The following is a 17,738-nucleotide window of genomic DNA, read 5'->3' on the forward strand; positions in this document are numbered from 1 at the left end:
CGTAAAGGCGGCAGCAAGCTCAAAGCCTCGGCATGAGATCAGCCATGGCCCGCCGATAGCCGGATACGATCCGATCCCGAGCAATATGGCGGCCCCGGCGTACCTGATGGCGGCCAGCCGACCACAGATCGGTCACTACGTGGTCCTTCGCGGCAAAGACCAACCCGTCGAGCAACTGTTCAGGACGCAGGGCACAAAGTGCCGGATCCTGGCTGTCGATGGCAACAAGATCCGCCAGCATCCCTGCTGCGATCTGGCCCGCCGCGCGACCCAGGGCCTGCGCACCGCCCAAAGCCGCATTGCAATACAGTGTCTGTCCAACCGAACCGTCCCCTTCGACCAGGACATTGCGCGACAGGTCTCGCAGGCGTTGGGAATACTCCAGCGTACGCAGTTCCTCTGTCATCGAAACCAACACGTTTGAATCCGACCCGACCCCGAAACGACCACCGGCTTCAAGAAAGACGGCCCCATTGAAAGGGCCATCCCCCAAATTGGCCTCGGTGATCGGGCAAAGCCCCGCGACCGCGCCCGTTGCGGCCATATCGCGGGTTTCCTTTTCCGTCATATGAGTGGCGTGGATGAGGCACCAGCGATGGTTTACCGTTGCATTGCTCAGCAGCCATTCCACCGGGCGGGCGCCCAGACCCTCGTGAACCTGCTCAACTTCCATGGGTTGTTCCGCAATGTGGATATGGACAGGTCCCGTCTTTTTTGCGTCCAGAACCCGGGCAAGATCTTGTGGTGATGTCGCGCGCAAGGAATGTGGTGCAATGCCTATCTGACAGTCATCCGGCAGATCGCCCAGTGCCACTTGCGCTTGCTCGACCAACGCCAGATAGCGGTCTACATCATTGCCAAATCGTTGCTGTCCCGATTCCAACGGTTGCTCGCCGACCCCTGCGTAAGAATAAAGTACGGGCAGATGCGTCAGCCCGATTCCCGTCTCGTCCGCAGCAGCCATGATCCGCTGGGACAGCTCTGCAAGATTGTCATAAGGTGTGCCGTCTGGCTGGTGATGCAGATAATGGAATTCACCAACCGAGGCGTAACCGGCTTCCTGCATCTCCATATAGACCAGAGCGGCAATCGCCTGCACGTGATCAGGCGTCAGGTGCTGGGTGAAACGATACATCAGTTCCCGCCACGTCCAGAAACTGTCGCGACCGGCCTTTCGGTATTCGGTCATGCCTGCCATCGCGCGCTGAAATGCGTGGCTGTGCAGATTGGCCAATGCGGGCAGCAAAGTGTCGACGCAAGTGTCACCCTCTTGCGCCGTCGCGCCCTGTTGCAGCGACAATATCAGCCCTTGGCTGATTTCCACCCGCAGGTTCGTAGCCCAACCAGTGCTCAATAATGCGCGATTAGCGAAGATAGCCATTTTTTACCTCGTTTTATGCATAGACATATAAATGATAGAAATGTACTAGAAAAGCAGGAAATGCATGGAGGGTGCGAGTCACATGCAGACGCAAACGCAGGTTTTGACGGATCTTGATGCCGCAACGATGACCGAAGGCGGACCGCCATACGGTTTGGTCCCGGATGCCGCGATCGCGTTGCAGGACGGGCGTATCGCATGGGTCGGCCCTGTTGTGGATCTTCCATCACGTTTCGCCGACCAACCAAGGGTTCGAATGGGTGGGCGCCTGGTTACGCCCGCCTTGATCGATTGCCACACCCATGTGGTTCACGGTGGCCATCGCGCGTCAGAGTTCGAAATGCGCCTGAACGGCGCAAGCTATGAAGAGGTCGCCCGCGCCGGGGGTGGGATCATCTCAACGGTAAAGGCCACGCGTGCAGCCGGAGTGGAGGAGTTGGTGGCACAGGCATTGCCGCGAGTTGATGCGATGCTGGCCGAAGGGGTATCGGTCATCGAAGTGAAGTCCGGTTACGGATTGGATGACGATACCGAATTGAACATGTTGCGCGCGGCTCGGGCGTTGCCGGATCATCGTCCCGTCCGCGTTCTGACCAGCTTTTTGGGGGCTCATGCGGTGCCTCGGGGCTATGAGGGCAGGGCGTCGGACTACATTCATCAGGTCTGCATTCCCACGCTTCGCGCCGCACATGCCGAGGGATTGGCCGATGCGGTCGATGCCTTCTGCGAAGGCATCGCCTTTCAACCGGAAGAGTTGATCCCGCTTTTTGATGTCGCGACAAAGCTTGGCCTGCCGATCAAGATCCACGCCGAACAATTGTCGAATTTGGGCGGCGCAAAACTGGCTGCCGGATACGGCGCGCTTTCGGCAGATCATATTGAGTACCTTGATGAAGCGGGTGTCCTGGATATGGCGCAGGCCGGTACCGTCGGCGTTATTCTGCCGGGGGCGTTCTACACCTTGCGCGAAACGCAGGCGCCACCGATTGACCTGTTGCGTCGGCATGCTGTGCCCATGGCGCTTGCCACGGATTGCAACCCCGGTTCAGCGCCGATGACCTCGTTGCTGCTGGCGATGAACATGGGATGCACCCTGTTTCGCATGACGCCAGAAGAGGCCCTGCAAGGCGTGACGGTTCACGCGGCCCGTGCTCTCGGGTTGGCTGACTGCGGTCAGATCTCAGTCGGGCGGCGCGCTGATCTGGCGGTTTGGAATGTCGAACACCCCGCGGAATTGGCCTATCGCATCGGATTCAACCCTCTTCATACCCGCATTTTCGGAGGTATATTTTGACGACCCTCACCCTTACCCCGGGCACCGTTACCCTGTCGCAGCTGGAACAGGTCTTTCGCGAAGAGCGCGCTGTTCAACTGGATCCCGCTTGCCGCCCGGCCGTCGAAGAAGCGCACAAGCGCATCGCCGATGCGGCGGCGGGAGAGGCCGCCGTATATGGCGTGAACACAGGGTTCGGGAAACTGGCAAGCGTCAAAATCGCGGCCGAGGACACGGCAACCTTGCAGCGCAACCTGATCCTCAGCCATTGCTGTGGTGTGGGCCCTGCGATCCCGCGCGCCCTTGCCAGATTGATGATGGTTCTGAAATTGCTGAGCCTGGGGCGCGGGGCCTCGGGGGTTCGGCCAGAAGTGATCACCCTGCTGGAAGGGATGTTGTCACAAGGTGTGACCCCGGTGATCCCGGCGCAGGGTTCAGTCGGGGCTTCGGGTGATCTTGCGCCCTTGTCCCACATGGCTGCCGTCATGATGGGCGCTGGTGAGGCCGAATTCGGTGGCGATGTGATGCCCGGTGATGCTGCGCTGTCCAAAGCGGGTCTGCACCCGATCGAATTGGGCCCCAAAGAAGGGCTGGCGCTGATCAATGGCACCCAGTTTTCGACGGCCTTTGCGCTGTCCGGCCTGTTTGGCGCATGGCAGGCGGCGCAAAGCGCGCTGGTTACCTCGGCGCTGACGACGGATGCGATCATGGGTTCGACCGCCCCGTTGCAACCGGAAATCCACACGTTGCGCGGGCATCGCGGGCAGATCGAGGCCGGCGTGACCATGCGGGCGCTGCTGGCCGGGTCGGTCATTCGTGAAAGCCATCGGGATGGCGATACCCGGGTTCAGGACCCGTATTGTATCCGCTGCCAGCCTCAGGTGGTGGGGGCCGCGATGGATGTGCTGAGGCAGGCCGCAACAACGCTGGAAATCGAGGCCAACGCGGCGACGGACAATCCTCTGGTTCTTTCGGAAACCGGCCTGATCGTTTCGGGCGGGAATTTTCACGCCGAACCGGTTGGGTTTGCCGCAGACATGATCGCGCTTGCCGTGGCCGAGATCGGGGCAATTGCACAACGCCGCATTGCGTTGATCGTTGATCCGGCGCTCAGCTTTGATCTGCCGCCTTTTCTGACTCCCAATCCGGGCCTGAATTCGGGCTATATGATCGCTGAGGTGACGACTGCCGCACTGATGAGCGAAAACAAGCATCTGGCCAATCCATGCGTGACGGACTCGACGCCCACATCGGCCAATCAGGAAGATCACGTTTCGATGGCGGCCCATGGTGCGCGGCGATTGGGGCAGATGGTTGCCAATCTGGAACGCATTCTGGGGGTCGAACTGCTGTGTGCCACACAAGGGGTCGAGTTCCGCGCGCCGCTGCCTACGAGCGATACGTTGCAGGCCGTGATGGCACGGTTGCGCGCCGTGGTGCCGGCCTTGGGTGACGATCGCTATATGGCACCCGAGATCGAAGCAGCCTCGGCCCTGATTGCCAGTGGTGAGATTGCCCGTGGCACGGGCATCGCCATGCCGGAACTTGGCGCATGAGCGGCCCGGTCGAGATTTCGCGCGGTGACGGTCCGATCGTGCTGGGTCTGCCGCATACCGGCACCCATGTTCCGGCCACGATCGAGGCCAAGTTGAATGCGCGGGGTCAAGCTCTAGCAGATACGGATTGGCATGTTCATACCTTGTATGAAGGACTTCTGCCCAGTGCGACCACGGTTCGGGCGACCTTCCACCGATATGTGATCGACGCCAACCGGGACCCGACGGGCGTGTCGCTTTATCCCGGCCAGAACACGACCTCTCTTGTGCCGCTGACGGATTTTGACGGCCAGGGCATTTGGGACATCCCGCCTTCGGAAAAGGATATCCTCGAACGACGGGAAGCTTTTCATGCACCGTATCATGCCGCCCTGAAGGCCGAGCTGGAACGCGTGAAGGCGGCGCATGGGGTTGCGGTGCTGTATGATTGCCACTCGATCCGCAGCCATATTCCTTTTCTGTTCGAAGGTACTCTGCCCGATATGAGCATCGGCACGAACAATGGGGCGACCTGCGCGCCGGAAATCGAAGCCATAGCGCATGAATTCGCGGCGTCCTCGCCCTGTACGGCTGTTCTGAATGGGCGGTTCAAGGGCGGATGGACAACGCGCCATTATGGGCGCCCCTCGGAAGGGGTTCACGCGATCCAGATGGAGCTGGCTCAGTCGACCTACCTGAAAACTGAAGCGCCGCCCTGGGCTTTTGACACCGACAAAGCCGACCGCCTGCGCCGGTGGCTCAAAGACATTCTTGACGCTATCCATGACACTGCATTGGAGCTTGCCCGATGACCGATCCTCGCAAAAATACCCGTGACATCTATCCCCCGACAGGGCCCGAACTGAACGCCAAAAGCTGGATGACCGAAGCCCCGATGCGGATGCTGATGAACAATCTGCACCCTGATGTGGCCGAGAATCCGCATGAGCTGGTTGTCTATGGCGGGATCGGACGTGCCGCGCGGACGTGGAAAGATTTTGACACCATCGTTGCTAGCCTCAAGGACCTGGAGGAAGATGAAACGCTGGTGGTGCAATCCGGCAAACCGGTCGCCATCGTTCGGACGCATGCCGATGCACCTCGGGTGCTGATCGCGAACTCGAACCTCGTGCCGCATTGGGCCAACTGGGACCACTTCAACGAGCTCGATAAGAAGGGCCTGATGATGTACGGCCAGATGACGGCCGGTTCGTGGATCTATATCGGGACGCAAGGCATCGTTCAGGGCACTTACGAAACCTTCGCCGAGGCTGGACGTCAACACTATGACGGGGACCTGACCGGCAAGTGGATTCTGACTGGTGGTCTGGGCGGCATGGGTGGTGCGCAACCTCTGGCGGCGGTCTTTGCAGGGGCGTGTTGCCTGGCTGTCGAGTGCAATCCAGACAGCATCGATTTCCGCCTGCGTACCAAGTATCTCGACGAAAAGGCCGAGACGCTGGACGAAGCGCTGGAAATGATCGACCGCTGGACCAGGGCGGGCGAGGCGAAATCGGTCGGTTTGCTGGGCAATGCGGCCGAGATTTTCCCCGAAATCTACCGGCGGATGCAGGCGGGCGGGATGCGCCCTGACATCGTGACCGACCAGACCAGCGCCCATGATCCGGTCAACGGCTATCTGCCATTGGGCTGGGGCATGGCGCAGTGGAAAGACAAGAGGGAAAGCGACCCCAAGGCCGTGGAAAAGGCAGCCCGAGCGTCGATGAAGCAACACGTGGCCGCCATGGTCGATTTCTGGAACGCGGGTGTGCCAACCCTGGACTATGGCAACAACATCCGGCAGGTGGCGCAGGACGAAGGCTTGGAAAACGCCTTTGCCTTCCCGGGTTTCGTGCCCGCCTATATCCGCCCGTTGTTCTGCCGCGGCATCGGCCCGTTCCGCTGGTGCGCACTGTCGGGTGATCCCGAGGATATCTACAAAACTGACGCAAAGATGAAGGAACTGTTCCCCGAAAACACCCATCTGCACAACTGGCTCGACATGGCGCAGGAGCGCATCGCCTTTCAGGGCCTTCCCGCGCGCATCTGCTGGATCGGACTGGGCGACCGCCACAAGGCTGGGCTGGCATTCAACGAGATGGTCAAATCTGGAGAGTTGAAGGCGCCGGTCGTCATCGGTCGCGACCACCTCGACAGCGGCTCGGTCGCGTCGCCGAACCGCGAAACCGAGGCGATGAAGGACGGCTCGGACGCCGTTTCGGATTGGCCGCTGCTGAACGCGCTGGTCAATACCGCCTCGGGCGCGACATGGGTCTCGCTGCACCACGGAGGCGGCGTTGGCATGGGTTTCAGCCAACATGCGGGTGTCGTGATTTGTGCCGACGGAACCGATGCAGCGGCCAGACGTCTAGAGCGGGTTCTGTGGAACGATCCGGCTTCTGGCGTCTGGCGTCACGCAGATGCGGGTTATGCGGACGCCAAGGCCTGCGCACGTGAACACGGGCTGCGTCTGCCGGGGATTCTGGGCTGATTTGCCATTCATCTTTGAATTTGTCTGCATGGCTTAGCGCTAACGTCTCATTTTCCGGTTTCGAACCGGGGATGTTTCCGCTAGGGCTAAGCCGTTAAGCAGCCCGCCAGGCTAACGACAACTGACAAAGGTGGCTCGCCCGTTGCTCGATATTGCACAAGTCCGCACTGTTCTTTCGGACGTCTATGACCTCGCCCCATCGGCCACGTTGGCCAATGAGATGAAAGACACGTTTGCCCGTATGGATCGTGTGATCAGCCCGCCGGATTGGGCGATCTATGCGCCCTATGTGCGGGCGATCAACGCGCTCAAGAAAGAGCGTAACGCCGTGATCCTTGGGCACAATTACATGACACCGGAAATCTATCATGGTGTGTCCGATTTCGTGGGTGACAGCCTGCAACTGGCGATCAAGGCCAGCGAGGTGGAAGAGGATGTGATCGTTCAGGCCGGGGTTCATTTCATGGCCGAGACATCGAAAATTCTGAGCCCCGGGAAAACTGTTCTGATGCCCGACATGGATGCGGGGTGTTCTTTGGCAGAATCGATTACTGCCGAAGGAATCGACGAAATGCGGGCCAAATACCCCGGCGCGCCGGTTGTGTCTTACGTGAACACCACTGCCGAGGTCAAAGCGGCTTCGGATATCTGCTGCACCTCGTCGAACGCCTTGCAGATCGTGAATGCCATGGAGAGCGACACGGTCATCATGACGCCGGATCAATATCTGGCTCAAAACGTGGCCAATGAAAGCCACAAGAATGTGGTTTACTGGCCCGGTTCCTGCATCGTGCATGAACAATACACCGCTCAGGACCTGCGCGACTTCCGGGAATGGAACCCCGGAACGCGCCTGATTGCGCACCCGGAATGCCCGCCGGATGTGGTGGCCGAGGCGGATTATTCCGGTTCAACCAGCGGGATCATCAAATATGTGCATGATGAGAAACCCGAAAAGGCGATGCTGATCACCGAATGTTCGATGGCGTCGAACATCGCGGATGAACTGCCCGAGGTCGATTTCGTAGGGCCGTGCAATATGTGCCCGTACATGAAAAAGATCACGCTGGAAAAGATCCTCTATGCGTTGCACACGATGGAAGGCCAGGTCGAGGTCGCCGAAGACGTGGCAGAGCAGGCCCGCAAATCTGTTCAGGCGATGATTGATCTGTCCCGCAAGCTCGGCATCTGATCGGCAATGACCGACATCACCACGGATCGCGTCATTATTGTCGGGGCCGGGATTGGCGCGCTTTATGCTGCGCTGAAACTGGCGCCGCGCCCGGTGGTGATCATCTCGCCTGATCCTTTGGGCGAAGGTGCAAGTTCGGCATGGGCGCAGGGTGGCGTGGCGGCGGCGATGGACCTGGCTGACAGCCCGGAAAGCCACGCCGTTGACACCGTCAATGCCGGGGCAGGCACTGTCGAGCCTGACGTTGCGGATTTGGTGACGCGAGAGGCGCGGGATTATATTCTGGACCTGACCACTTTGGGCACACCATTTGATCGCACCGAGGGTGGCGGGTATGTCCTGTCCCGAGAAGCCGCGCACAGTTTTGCCCGCGTCGTGCGGGTAAAGGGCGATCAGGCTGGCAGTGAAATCATGGCCGCCCTGATCGAACGAGTGCGCGAAACTTCTTCGGTGCAGGTGTTGGAAGGGGTCCTTGCCGTTGCGCTGGAAGTGGCGGATGGGCGCGTAGTGGGCGTGGTTTTGCAGGAGGCCTCGGAAAGCGGATCCGCGCCCGTGACGCTTCGTGCACCTGCCGTATTGTTGGCGGGTGGCGGTTCTGGCGGGCTTTTTGCCCTGACGACCAATCCGGCCCGCATCCGGGGGCAGGTCATCGGAATGGCCGCACGGGCCGGGGCGCTGATCGCCGATGCCGAATTCGTGCAGTTCCACCCCACGGCCATGGACGTGGGTGAAGATCCGGCCCCGCTGGCGACCGAGGCCCTGCGCGGAGAAGGGGCAATACTGATAAACAAACACGGCGAGCGTTTCATGCAGGCCGTTCACCCTGATGCCGAGCTTGCCCCGCGCGACGTTGTGGCCCGGGCGATATTTGCCGAGGTACAGGCCGGCAACCGCCCGATGCTGGACACCCGCAAGGCTTTGGGCGCGCAAATCAACGAACTTTTCCCGGCGGTTGCCGCATATTGCGCGCGCAACGGAATCGATCCGGTCCGGGATGCGATCCCGGTTGCTCCGGCAGCGCATTACCACATGGGCGGGATTGCCACAGGCACTGATGGCCGCGCGACGCTGGATCGGTTGTGGGTGTGCGGCGAGGCGTCTTCGACCGGCCTTCACGGCGCCAACCGGCTGGCCTCGAACGGTTTGCTCGAAGCGTTGGTGTTTGCACGCATCTGTGCCCGGGACATTGCGCGTTCGATACCGGACACTTCCGCGTCGGAACCTGTGGCCCTTCGATTTGATCAAGCTGACATCCCTGATACGTCCGATGCGGTCAGTATGTTGCGCACGACCATGTCGCGCGATGTTGGCGTTGTCCGGGACCGCGCCGGGTTATGCCGGGCATTGCGCAGGATTGCCACGCTCGAAGAGCAGCATGGCACATGCCCGTCCTTCAGAAACATGTGTGCCACAGCAACCCTGATCGCCGCGGCGGCATTGCAGCGCGAAGAAAGCCGCGGCGCGCATGAGCGATCCGACTTTCCGGAAACTGCCGACGGCCCCGGCAAGCGATCCCGGATGTATCTTAGCGACGCGCTGCACATTCGCGCCGATGCCTGCAAGGAAATACCATGAGTTTTGCGACCCTGCCCGATCTGATCCTCGAACCCGTCATCCGCGCGGCGCTGATGGAGGATCTGGGAGCTTACGGTGATGTGACCACCCGCGCCGTGATCCCGCCGAGCACGACCTATACAGCCCGGCTGAATGCGCGCGAGGACGCCGTTGTTTCGGGCATGCAGGTGGCGACGATAGCGTTCCGGCTGGTCGACCCGACGCTTGAAGTTGAGGTGCTTGTCAAGGATGGCCAGTCCTGTCGGCGCGGCGACACGCTGATGACCATCAAAGGGTCCGCGGCCTCGATCCTGTCGGGTGAGCGGGTCGCACTGAATTTTGCCGGTCGCCTGACCGGTATTGCCACAAAAACTGCCACCTTTGTCCAGCAGACAAAGGGCACGAATGCCCGCATGACCTGTACCCGCAAAACCACGCCCGGACTACGCATCGTGGAAAAACAGGCCGTGCTGCATGGTGGCGGTTTCAATCATCGCTATTCGTTGTCCGACGCGATCCTGATCAAGGACAACCACATTGCCGCCGCCGGGGGTGTGCGTCAGGTTCTTGAGGCCGCCAAAGCGCAAGCCAGCCACATGATGGCCGTCGAGATCGAAGTCGATCGACTGGACCAGCTGGCCGAAGTTCTCAGGATTGGCGGCGCGTCCGTCGTATTGCTGGATAATATGGACAACGAGATGCTGCGCGAAGCGGTTGCCATGGTGGACGGGCGGATGAAGACCGAAGCCAGCGGTAATGTGACGTTGGACCGCGTCGCATCGATTGCGGCGACCGGGGTCGATTACATCTCGTCCGGGGCGCTGACGCATTCCGCCCGAACCGTTGATCTGGGCCTTGATTTCTGAAAAGCGCGGCATTTCCGCTTGATTTGGGATCGTTTGCGCCAACACGGTTGCGCCTTCAGGTTTTATCGATAATAAATCCTCGGCAACGCAAGCTGCAGGAAGTTTTATAGATAAAATGATCATCCCTCATTCCGGCTGGACCCGAAAGTCTGCGCAAGCTGTTCATGACCTCCCGTTGATGGACCTTCTGTTCCGGGCACAGACCGTGCACCGCGAGAACTTTGATCCGAACAAGATCCAGACCTCTAAGCTGCTGTCGATCAAAACCGGCGGGTGCGCCGAGGATTGCGCCTATTGCTCGCAATCGGCCCGCAACGGATCCACCCTGCCTGCATCGAAGCTGATCGAGGTTCAGCGTGTACTGGCCGAGGCCAAAAAGGCCCGCGACGGTGGCGCGACCCGGTTCTGCATGGGGGCCGCCTGGCGCGAGCCCAAGCCGCGCGATATGCCTGCCCTGATTGCCATGGTGGAAGGCGTCAAGGCGATGGGCATGGAAACCTGCATGACGCTGGGCATGCTGGATGACACCCAGGTGGTTCAACTGCGCGATGCCGGGTTGGACTATTACAACCACAATATCGACACGTCCGAACGCTATTATTCCGAAGTGATCACCACCCGTACTTTCGCGGACCGGATCGACACGATGAACCGGGTGCAGGAAGCCGGAATCAAGGTCTGCTCGGGTGGTATTCTGGGTATGGGTGAACACACTGGCGACCGTATCGATATGTTGCTGACTTTGGCCAACATGACCCCGCCGCCGGATTCGGTGCCGATCAACATGCTGATGCCACAGGCGGATACTCCGCTGGCTGATGCGGAACCGGTTGATCCAATCGACTTTGTGCGGATCATCGCAACCGCTCGCATCCTGATGCCCAAAGCCTATGTTCGGTTGTCCGCCGGGCGCAGCGACATGAGCGACGAGATGCAGGCGATGTGCTTCTTCGCCGGAGCAAATTCCATCTTTGTCGGTGAAACTCTTTTGACGGCGGAAAACCCCGAAGAAGACACCGACTCGATCCTGTTTGCAAAACTTGGCCTTCAGGCCGAAACGGCTGAAGACCATAAGCGCACGGAAGCCGCCGAATGACAGCAGTCGAACGACTGGAATCCATGCTGGATGCGCTGGAAGCCCGGCACCGCCGCCGGGTTTTGATCCCGGCGCGCGGGCTGGATTTTGCGTCCAACGACTATTTGGGCTTGGCCGGGTCAAGCCTGTTGCAAGAGGCCGCACAGGCGGCGCTGGCCCGCGGCGTGCCCGTCGGCTCGGGCGGCTCGCGGCTGCTGCGGGGAAATCACCCCGAGCATGAGGCGCTGGAACACGAAGCAGCTGTGTTCTTTGGGGCCGAGGCCGCATTGTTCATGGGTGGAGGGTTTCAGGCCAATCAGGCAATCTTTTCCACCCTGCCGGCGGCCGGGGATCTGGTTTTGTATGACGAACTGGTTCACGCCAGCGCCCATGAGGGGATGCGCGCCAGCCGAGCGGATCTGCGCGCTTTTCGTCACAACGACGTCGCGGATGCGCGAAACGTTCTGGCCGAATGGCGATCCGCTGGTGGGCAGGGTCAGGTATGGATTGCTGTTGAAAGCGTCTATTCCATGGAGGGCGATCTGGCTCCGCTGGAAGATTTGTCATGTCTGGCGCGTGAAGCCCAAGCTGTTCTGATCGTGGATGAGGCGCACGCCACCGGCGTTTTCGGGGCAAATGGCAAAGGTCTGGCGCATGATCTGAACGCTGACCTTTTGACCCTGCACACCTGCGGCAAGGGGCTTGGAGTTTCCGGCGGGCTGATCTGTGGCCCGCGGGCGATGATCGATACCCTGATCAACCGCGCACGGCCCTTTATCTTTGCAACGGCGCCGTCCCCTCTGAATGCTGCGCTGGTACGGGCTGTCCTGTGTGAACTGGCCGGGACTGACGATTTGGTCACTGCTGCACGCAAACGTCTGCGCCATGCACATGAGGCGGCCCGTGAAACAGGGTTGCCTGACGCGGCCTTGAACAGCCAGATCATTCCCGTCGTTCTTGGGGGCGAGGCCCGCACGATGGCGATGGCACAGGCTTTGCAACATCAGGGGTTTGACATTCGCGGCATTCGCCCGCCTACCGTTCCAAAAGGCACATCCCGTCTGCGCGTCTCGATCACCGGGAATGTCGGTCCCGAGGACATTTCGGCCCTGTTTGCAACCATCTCCAGCCATCAGTCGGAGGCCGCATGAGCGCTCTGGTCATTGTCGGAACCGACACGGGCGTCGGAAAAACAGTTTTTTCGGCTGGCCTGACGGCGGCCCTGAACGCCACTTACTGGAAGCCGGTTCAATCGGGGCTCGAGGATGCGACGGACACGGAAACCGTCTGCACCTTGTCCGGTGTGGACGTGTTGCCCGAGGCGTATCGCCTGAACATGCCTGCCTCACCCCATCTTTCTGCCGAGGATATGGGCATAGAGATCGATCTGTCCCGGCTCGCGCTGCCGCAAGTTGACGGGCCGCTGGTTGTGGAAGGGGCAGGGGGGCTGATGGTGCCTCTGAACCGCAAATCCTACTATCTGGATCTGATTGCCCAATGGCAGGCCCCGGTCGTTCTGGTCGCACGCACGGCGTTGGGAACGATCAACCACACCACGTTGTCCCTGATGGCGCTTCGACGCGCTGGGTCCGAGGTGGTCGGCGTTGCCTTTGTCGGAGATCCGGAGCCCGACGTGGAACAAACCATCGTCGAAATGAGCAAGGTGCGACACCTCGGACGCCTGCCTTATCTTGGCGACCTGACGCAGCAAAGCTTGTCAGAAGCTTTCTCGTCCATAGACGTGGCGACCATACGGAGGTTTCTGTGACCCCGCTGGAGTTTGACGCCCACCACCTTTGGCATCCCTATACCAACGTGGCCGATCCCGGTGCGATGCATCTCATCGACCGGGCCGAGGGCGTGTATCTTTACCGGGAGGACGGCGCAAAGATGATAGACGCCATGTCGTCATGGTGGTGCGCCATCCACGGCCACAAGCATCCCGAAATCACATCCGCCATGCAGTCCCAGCTGGAAAAGATGCCTCATGTGATGTTCGGGGGGCTGACACACCATCCGGCCATTGATCTGGGGCGCAGGATGGTCGACATGTTGCCCGAGGGGCTGGACCGCATTTTCTATTGCGACAGTGGGTCTGTTTCGGTCGAAGTGTCGATGAAGATGGCGGTGCAGTATCAAATGGCTCATGGCCGCACCCGCAAATTCGAATTTGCCACAATTCGGGGCGGCTATCACGGTGACACGTGGAAAGCGATGAGCGTCTGTGACCCTGTGACGGGTATGCACGGGCTGTTCCGAGGGGCTTTGTCGATCCAGCACTTCCTGCCGCGTCCCCAGGTTCGGTTGGGGGATGACTGGCCCGAAGACCCGGCGTTGAACGGATTGGAGGCGCTGGAACGACTGTTGGCCGACAAGGGCGATCACCTCGCGGCCCTGATCCTTGAGCCCGTGGTTCAAGGCGCCGGGGGCATGTATTTCTATCATCCCCAATGGCTGCGCGCGGCACGCGCCATGTGCGATGCTCATGACGTGCTGATCATTTTTGACGAGATCGCAACCGGATTTGGCCGAACCGGCAAGCTGTTCGCCACCGATCATGCGGGCATAACCCCGGATATAATGTGTCTGGGCAAGGCATTGACCGGGGGGCATATCTCGTTTGCTGCTACCGTGACCAGCAAGCAGGTGGCGTATGGCATTGGCAATAGTGAGGCCGGAGTGTTCATGCACGGCCCGACCTATATGGCCAACCCTCTGGCCTGTGCCGCTGGTTCGGCCAGCCTCAGACTGCTGGCCGAGGGGAACTGGCAACGCCAGGTGGCTGATATCGAAGGCCAGATGCGGACCGAACTGGAGCCAGCACGCAGTTTGTCGGGCGTTGCAGATGTCAGGGTTCTTGGCGCTATTGGCGTTATCGAAATGAAGGAAACGGTTGATCCATCGGTTGCTCATCGGCTGGCCCCTGAAACCGGAGTGTGGCTGCGCCCCTTTGCGCGAAACATCTATTGTATGCCGCCTTACATTGTTACACCTGATGAGCTCGGCCGGATCACCAGCGCGATGGTCGCTTTGGCCGGGGGGCAGCAATGAAACACCAGTGGCTGGCGCAATCGGATGACAGCAAGCTGACACTGGTCTTCGGGGGGTGGGCGCTGGGTGCTGCCCCGTTCCGCGGGCTGACCGGAGGCGGATCTGTTCTGCTGGTTGATGACTATACCCGGCTCGATGATCCCTTGCCCGATCTGGCCGGGTTTGACCGCGTCGAAATGCTTGCGTTTTCCTTCGGTGTCGCATCCGCGGCCCATTGGCTGGCCAGCACAGTGTTTCGCCCTGACCGGCTGGTTGCTGTCAGTGGTACGTTGCACCCTGCCTGCGCAGACCGGGGCATCGCGCCCGATATTGTCCGGGCCACGGCGGATCAGCTGTCATCGGCAAGTTTCGTCAAATTTTGCCGACGCGCCGGACTGTCTGCTGACATACCTGAACTGGACATCGAGCAGGCAAGAAAGGAACTTCATGCGGTCATCGAACGTGGCTCGGCGCCTGATCCCGGCTTTGATCTGGTTTGGATATCAGAGCGGGACCGGATCATTCCGACCAATGCTCAAAGGGCGGCCTGGGCCGCAACCCCGGATGTGGTCAAGGGCGTCGCCGCTCCGCATGTACCTTTCCAACCGGGTCAAAGCTGGACGGAGTGGCTGTCATGACGGCGCAATTGGCCGACAAGGTTCAGCGAAGCTTCAGTCGAAGCTTCCAGACTTACAACGATACAGCCAGCCAGCAGGCCTGGGTTGCCCGCAAGCTGGTTTCCGAGATGCGTCGGGTTGGCGCGCCGAACCGGTTTGATGTGGCGTTCGAGCTGGGATGCGGCACTGGCCATCTGACCCGGTTGCTGCGGCAGAACTTTGACCTTCCTGATCTTCACCTGAACGATATAGCGCCGCAGGCTCGGGCGACGGCAGATGCGGAAAATGCGGCTTTCATTGACGGAGACGTCCGCCTGGTCGAATGGCCCGCAAAGCTGGATTTGGTCGCATCGGCCTCGATGATCCAATGGATGGAGGATCCGGCCGGTTTGCTGCAACAGGTTGCCGAAGCGCTTGAACCCGGAGGGTGGTTGGCCATTTCCGGGTTTGGCCCATTGCAATATCAAGAGCTTGCGCAAATCGGATCGACAGCCCGTGCACCGGGCCTATGCCTGCCTGACGCCCTTGCAACCGCCATAGATGGGCCGTTCAAGATTCTGAAGGTTGGCCAAAGCGTTCGGCCATCCTATTTTGACACGCCCAGAGATGTGCTGAAACATTTACGCAGTACAGGAGTAAATGGCCGGGCTCAGGGTGCATGGACCCGGTCCACCTTGGCCCGGTTCGAAGCTGACTACGTTCAGAAGTTCGGAACTGACGGCAGGGTTCCTCTGACTTACCACCCGGTGTGGGTCATTGCCGAAAAGCGTTAGGCGCTTATTCGGCGACGACAAGGTCGATTTCATTCGCCGACAGCATCTGGCAGATGTCCTCGGGCGGGTTCACATCGGTAAAGAACAGATTGATCTTGTCGGCAGGTTCCAATGTGACCGGCGCGCGCTTTCCCAGCTTTTCGCCATCGGCCACGACAATGCGGACCTGTGCGTTTTGAATGGCGACGCGGGCCAAGTTTGCTTCTTGCAGGTCGTGCAGCATAAAGCCCGGGTCCGCATTGACCGCCCCGACTGAAAGAATGGCGAAACGGACGTTCAAACGTTTGATCAGGTCCTGAGCTTCAACACCAAATGCGCCCCCATCGTGCGACCGCAGCTCGCCACCAGCCATGAAGACCCGGTTGTTGTTTCGTGAAGCCAATGCCTGCGCCACAAAAACCGAGTTCGTCACGACAAAGAGATCGCTGTGGTTGCCAAGCGCCTGCGCCACATAAGCGGTAGTAGAGCCGATATCGAGGAAAACGGAGTCGCCGTTACTAATGACCTCGGCAACCGCCTTCGCCAGCTTCTCTTTCGCGTCAACCTTCTTGTCCAGGCGGCTTTGCAGCGACGGTTCCAGAATGTCTTCGAGAAGATGAACCCCGCCATGGACCTTGCGCACGATGCCGCGCTCTTCCAGATTGCGGACGTTTCGCCGAATGGTTTCCAGGCTGACCCCAAGTTCATTCGCCAGAACGCTTACGCGGCACGAACCGCCCGCGCGAAAAAGGGCGCGCAGGATTTCTTCTTCTCGTTGGTTTGTGGTCGGCAGGTTCATGTTTCGCGCTCTGATGGCATCGTCATAAGGGACGTTAAGCCATACCACAATACCCACATAAAGCAACGCTGCACGAGAGAAAGGCTTTGAAAACTTGCCATGATCAGGAAAAAGTGTGGCTTTACGTGGTTTTTATTGACACAAAAGCCCACGATGTGGTCGTCTGTACTCAATACCACCGATTCATCGAAAAAAATCACGACAGGGAGAAGGTGTTATGAATTGTAAAATGGGAATTTCCGCGCTGGCCCTCATGGTCGCCGGAGCCGCAACAACTGCATGGGCTGTTGAGTCCACGGACCCAATCAAACTGACGTTGCACGACTGGTCGGGGCAGTTGATCAATACCAAGATCATGGGTTCGATCCTGGAAGAAGCCGGGTACAACGTTGAATATGTTCAGGCGGATTACATTGCTCAGTTCGCCGGTCTGAAAACGGGTGACCTGCATCTGGCAATGGAAATCTGGGAAACCACCGGACGCGAAGCGCTGGACGAGGCAACCGGCACCGGCAAGGTCGTCAATGTCGGCGAAACCGGCCTGATGGCGATCGAAGAATGGTGGTATCCCAGCTACATGAAGGAACGGTGCCCGGGATTGCCGAATTGGGAGGCGCTGAAAGACTGCGCCGAGGAATTCGCGACGGCGGAAACTGCTCCGAACGGGCGTTATGTCGGCGGCCCGGTGACCTGGGGTGGCTTCGATGACGAGCGTGTCGAAGCGCTTGAACTGGATTTCGAAGTCGTCCATGCGGGCACCGACGCGGCCCTGTTTGCAGAATTGGAATCCGCTTATCAAAGACAGGATCCAATTGTTCTGTGGGTCTACGTCCCACATTGGGCGCCGGCAAAATACGAAGGCGAGTTCGTCGAGTTCCCGCCATTTACGCCAGAGTGTTACAGCGACCCTTCTGTCGGTGTGAACCCGAATATGGCCTATGATTGCGGCAAACCGCGTGGCCCGATCTGGAAAGCAGCCTGGTCTGGCCTGCAAGAAAAATGGCCGGGCGCTTATGACATCATCGAAGCCTACAAAATCAACAATGATGAAATGAGCGCCATGGTTGGCAAGGCCGATCTGGACGGTGTGGAAATCGACAGCGTTGTTGCAGAGTGGATGGAGACCAACAAAGACCGCTGGTCTGGCTGGATCTCGAAGTAATCCACTGGCCA

General features: G+C 59.7%; 16 protein-coding genes. 14 read left to right on the top strand and 2 right to left on the bottom strand.

Features of this window, described 5'->3' with window-relative positions:
- Positions 1 to 19: 19 nt before the first annotated feature.
- Complete coding sequence (locus tag GOW09_RS13825; RefSeq protein WP_171119188.1) at positions 20 to 1,381, bottom strand: formimidoylglutamate deiminase; 1,362 nt, start codon at positions 1,379 to 1,381, stop codon at positions 20 to 22.
- Between the two features lie 82 nt (positions 1,382 to 1,463).
- On the opposite strand from GOW09_RS13825, the gene hutI reads away from it, so the two are divergent.
- The 13 genes from hutI to GOW09_RS13890 all read left to right on the top strand — a co-directional run bounded on the left by hutI (position 1,464) and on the right by GOW09_RS13890 (position 15,787).
- The gene (hutI, locus tag GOW09_RS13830) at positions 1,464 to 2,675 is read left to right on the top strand and encodes an imidazolonepropionase (protein WP_171119190.1); all 1,212 of its coding nucleotides are present in this window, start codon (positions 1,464 to 1,466) and stop codon (positions 2,673 to 2,675) included.
- The gene (hutH, locus tag GOW09_RS13835; protein ID WP_171119192.1) at positions 2,672 to 4,210 is read left to right on the top strand and encodes a histidine ammonia-lyase; all 1,539 of its coding nucleotides are present in this window, start codon (positions 2,672 to 2,674) and stop codon (positions 4,208 to 4,210) included. The genes hutI and hutH overlap by 4 nt, the downstream gene beginning before the upstream one ends.
- The gene (gene hutG / locus GOW09_RS13840; protein WP_171119194.1) at positions 4,207 to 5,001 is read left to right on the top strand and encodes an N-formylglutamate deformylase; all 795 of its coding nucleotides are present in this window, start codon (positions 4,207 to 4,209) and stop codon (positions 4,999 to 5,001) included. Before hutH ends, hutG begins: the two co-directional genes overlap by 4 nt.
- The gene (gene hutU, locus GOW09_RS13845) at positions 4,998 to 6,680 is read left to right on the top strand and encodes a urocanate hydratase (protein WP_171119196.1); all 1,683 of its coding nucleotides are present in this window, start codon (positions 4,998 to 5,000) and stop codon (positions 6,678 to 6,680) included. The genes hutG and hutU overlap by 4 nt, the downstream gene beginning before the upstream one ends.
- Before the next feature lie 142 nt (positions 6,681 to 6,822).
- Complete coding sequence (gene nadA, locus GOW09_RS13850; RefSeq protein WP_171119198.1) at positions 6,823 to 7,872, top strand: quinolinate synthase NadA; 1,050 nt, start codon at positions 6,823 to 6,825, stop codon at positions 7,870 to 7,872.
- A gap of 6 nt (positions 7,873 to 7,878) precedes the next feature.
- A complete protein-coding gene (locus GOW09_RS13855) occupies positions 7,879 to 9,447 on the top strand; it encodes an L-aspartate oxidase (protein ID WP_171119200.1) in 1,569 nt (522 codons plus the stop codon).
- Positions 9,444 to 10,292, top strand: a complete 849-nt coding sequence (nadC, locus tag GOW09_RS13860) for a carboxylating nicotinate-nucleotide diphosphorylase (protein WP_170345310.1) — start codon at positions 9,444 to 9,446, stop codon at positions 10,290 to 10,292. Before GOW09_RS13855 ends, nadC begins: the two co-directional genes overlap by 4 nt.
- A 115-nt stretch (positions 10,293 to 10,407) precedes the next feature.
- The gene (gene bioB, locus GOW09_RS13865; RefSeq protein WP_152460224.1) at positions 10,408 to 11,388 is read left to right on the top strand and encodes a biotin synthase BioB; all 981 of its coding nucleotides are present in this window, start codon (positions 10,408 to 10,410) and stop codon (positions 11,386 to 11,388) included.
- Positions 11,385 to 12,518, top strand: coding sequence for an 8-amino-7-oxononanoate synthase (locus tag GOW09_RS13870; RefSeq protein WP_171119203.1), 1,134 nt, complete (start codon positions 11,385 to 11,387; stop codon positions 12,516 to 12,518). Before bioB ends, GOW09_RS13870 begins: the two co-directional genes overlap by 4 nt.
- Entirely contained in the window at positions 12,515 to 13,135 is a 621-nt protein-coding gene (gene bioD / locus GOW09_RS13875) for a dethiobiotin synthase (protein ID WP_171119205.1), read from the top strand. The genes GOW09_RS13870 and bioD overlap by 4 nt, the downstream gene beginning before the upstream one ends.
- Entirely contained in the window at positions 13,132 to 14,418 is a 1,287-nt protein-coding gene (bioA, locus tag GOW09_RS13880) for an adenosylmethionine--8-amino-7-oxononanoate transaminase (RefSeq protein WP_171119207.1), read from the top strand. The genes bioD and bioA overlap by 4 nt, the downstream gene beginning before the upstream one ends.
- Entirely contained in the window at positions 14,415 to 15,035 is a 621-nt protein-coding gene (locus tag GOW09_RS13885) for a DUF452 family protein (protein ID WP_171119209.1), read from the top strand. Before bioA ends, GOW09_RS13885 begins: the two co-directional genes overlap by 4 nt.
- Positions 15,032 to 15,787: a methyltransferase gene (locus tag GOW09_RS13890; RefSeq protein ID WP_171119211.1), complete on the top strand. Its 756-nt coding sequence runs from the start codon at positions 15,032 to 15,034 to the stop codon at positions 15,785 to 15,787. Before GOW09_RS13885 ends, GOW09_RS13890 begins: the two co-directional genes overlap by 4 nt.
- 4 nt (positions 15,788 to 15,791) lie before the next feature.
- Here GOW09_RS13890 and GOW09_RS13895 read toward each other — a convergent pair whose 3' ends face one another.
- Entirely contained in the window at positions 15,792 to 16,565 is a 774-nt protein-coding gene (locus GOW09_RS13895) for a DeoR/GlpR family DNA-binding transcription regulator (RefSeq protein WP_171119213.1), read from the bottom strand.
- Positions 16,566 to 16,782: 217 nt separating this feature from the next.
- On the opposite strand from GOW09_RS13895, the gene GOW09_RS13900 reads away from it, so the two are divergent.
- Entirely contained in the window at positions 16,783 to 17,727 is a 945-nt protein-coding gene (locus GOW09_RS13900) for an ABC transporter substrate-binding protein (protein WP_171119215.1), read from the top strand.
- The last annotated feature ends 11 nt before the right edge of the window (positions 17,728 to 17,738 follow it).

The sequence above is a fragment of the Ruegeria sp. HKCCA5463 genome, assembly GCF_013034175.1.
Classification (GTDB): domain Bacteria; phylum Pseudomonadota; class Alphaproteobacteria; order Rhodobacterales; family Rhodobacteraceae; genus Ruegeria.

What these genes read in the sequence shown, in the direction of transcription:
- GOW09_RS13825 (WP_171119188.1), bottom strand. Translation starts at nt 1,381, where the DNA reads ATGGCTATCTTCGCTAATCGCGCATTATTGAGCACTGGTTGGGCTACG.
- hutI (WP_171119190.1), top strand. Translation starts at nt 1,464, where the DNA reads ATGCAGACGCAAACGCAGGTTTTGACGGATCTTGATGCCGCAACGATG.
- hutG (WP_171119194.1), top strand. Translation starts at nt 4,207, where the DNA reads ATGAGCGGCCCGGTCGAGATTTCGCGCGGTGACGGTCCGATCGTGCTG.
- hutU (WP_171119196.1), top strand. Translation starts at nt 4,998, where the DNA reads ATGACCGATCCTCGCAAAAATACCCGTGACATCTATCCCCCGACAGGG.
- GOW09_RS13855 (WP_171119200.1), top strand. Translation starts at nt 7,879, where the DNA reads ATGACCGACATCACCACGGATCGCGTCATTATTGTCGGGGCCGGGATT.
- nadC (WP_170345310.1), top strand. Translation starts at nt 9,444, where the DNA reads ATGAGTTTTGCGACCCTGCCCGATCTGATCCTCGAACCCGTCATCCGC.
- bioB (WP_152460224.1), top strand. Translation starts at nt 10,408, where the DNA reads ATGATCATCCCTCATTCCGGCTGGACCCGAAAGTCTGCGCAAGCTGTT.
- GOW09_RS13870 (WP_171119203.1), top strand. Translation starts at nt 11,385, where the DNA reads ATGACAGCAGTCGAACGACTGGAATCCATGCTGGATGCGCTGGAAGCC.
- bioD (WP_171119205.1), top strand. Translation starts at nt 12,515, where the DNA reads ATGAGCGCTCTGGTCATTGTCGGAACCGACACGGGCGTCGGAAAAACA.
- GOW09_RS13885 (WP_171119209.1), top strand. Translation starts at nt 14,415, where the DNA reads ATGAAACACCAGTGGCTGGCGCAATCGGATGACAGCAAGCTGACACTG.
- GOW09_RS13890 (WP_171119211.1), top strand. Translation starts at nt 15,032, where the DNA reads ATGACGGCGCAATTGGCCGACAAGGTTCAGCGAAGCTTCAGTCGAAGC.
- GOW09_RS13895 (WP_171119213.1), bottom strand. Translation starts at nt 16,565, where the DNA reads ATGAACCTGCCGACCACAAACCAACGAGAAGAAGAAATCCTGCGCGCC.
- GOW09_RS13900 (WP_171119215.1), top strand. Translation starts at nt 16,783, where the DNA reads ATGAATTGTAAAATGGGAATTTCCGCGCTGGCCCTCATGGTCGCCGGA.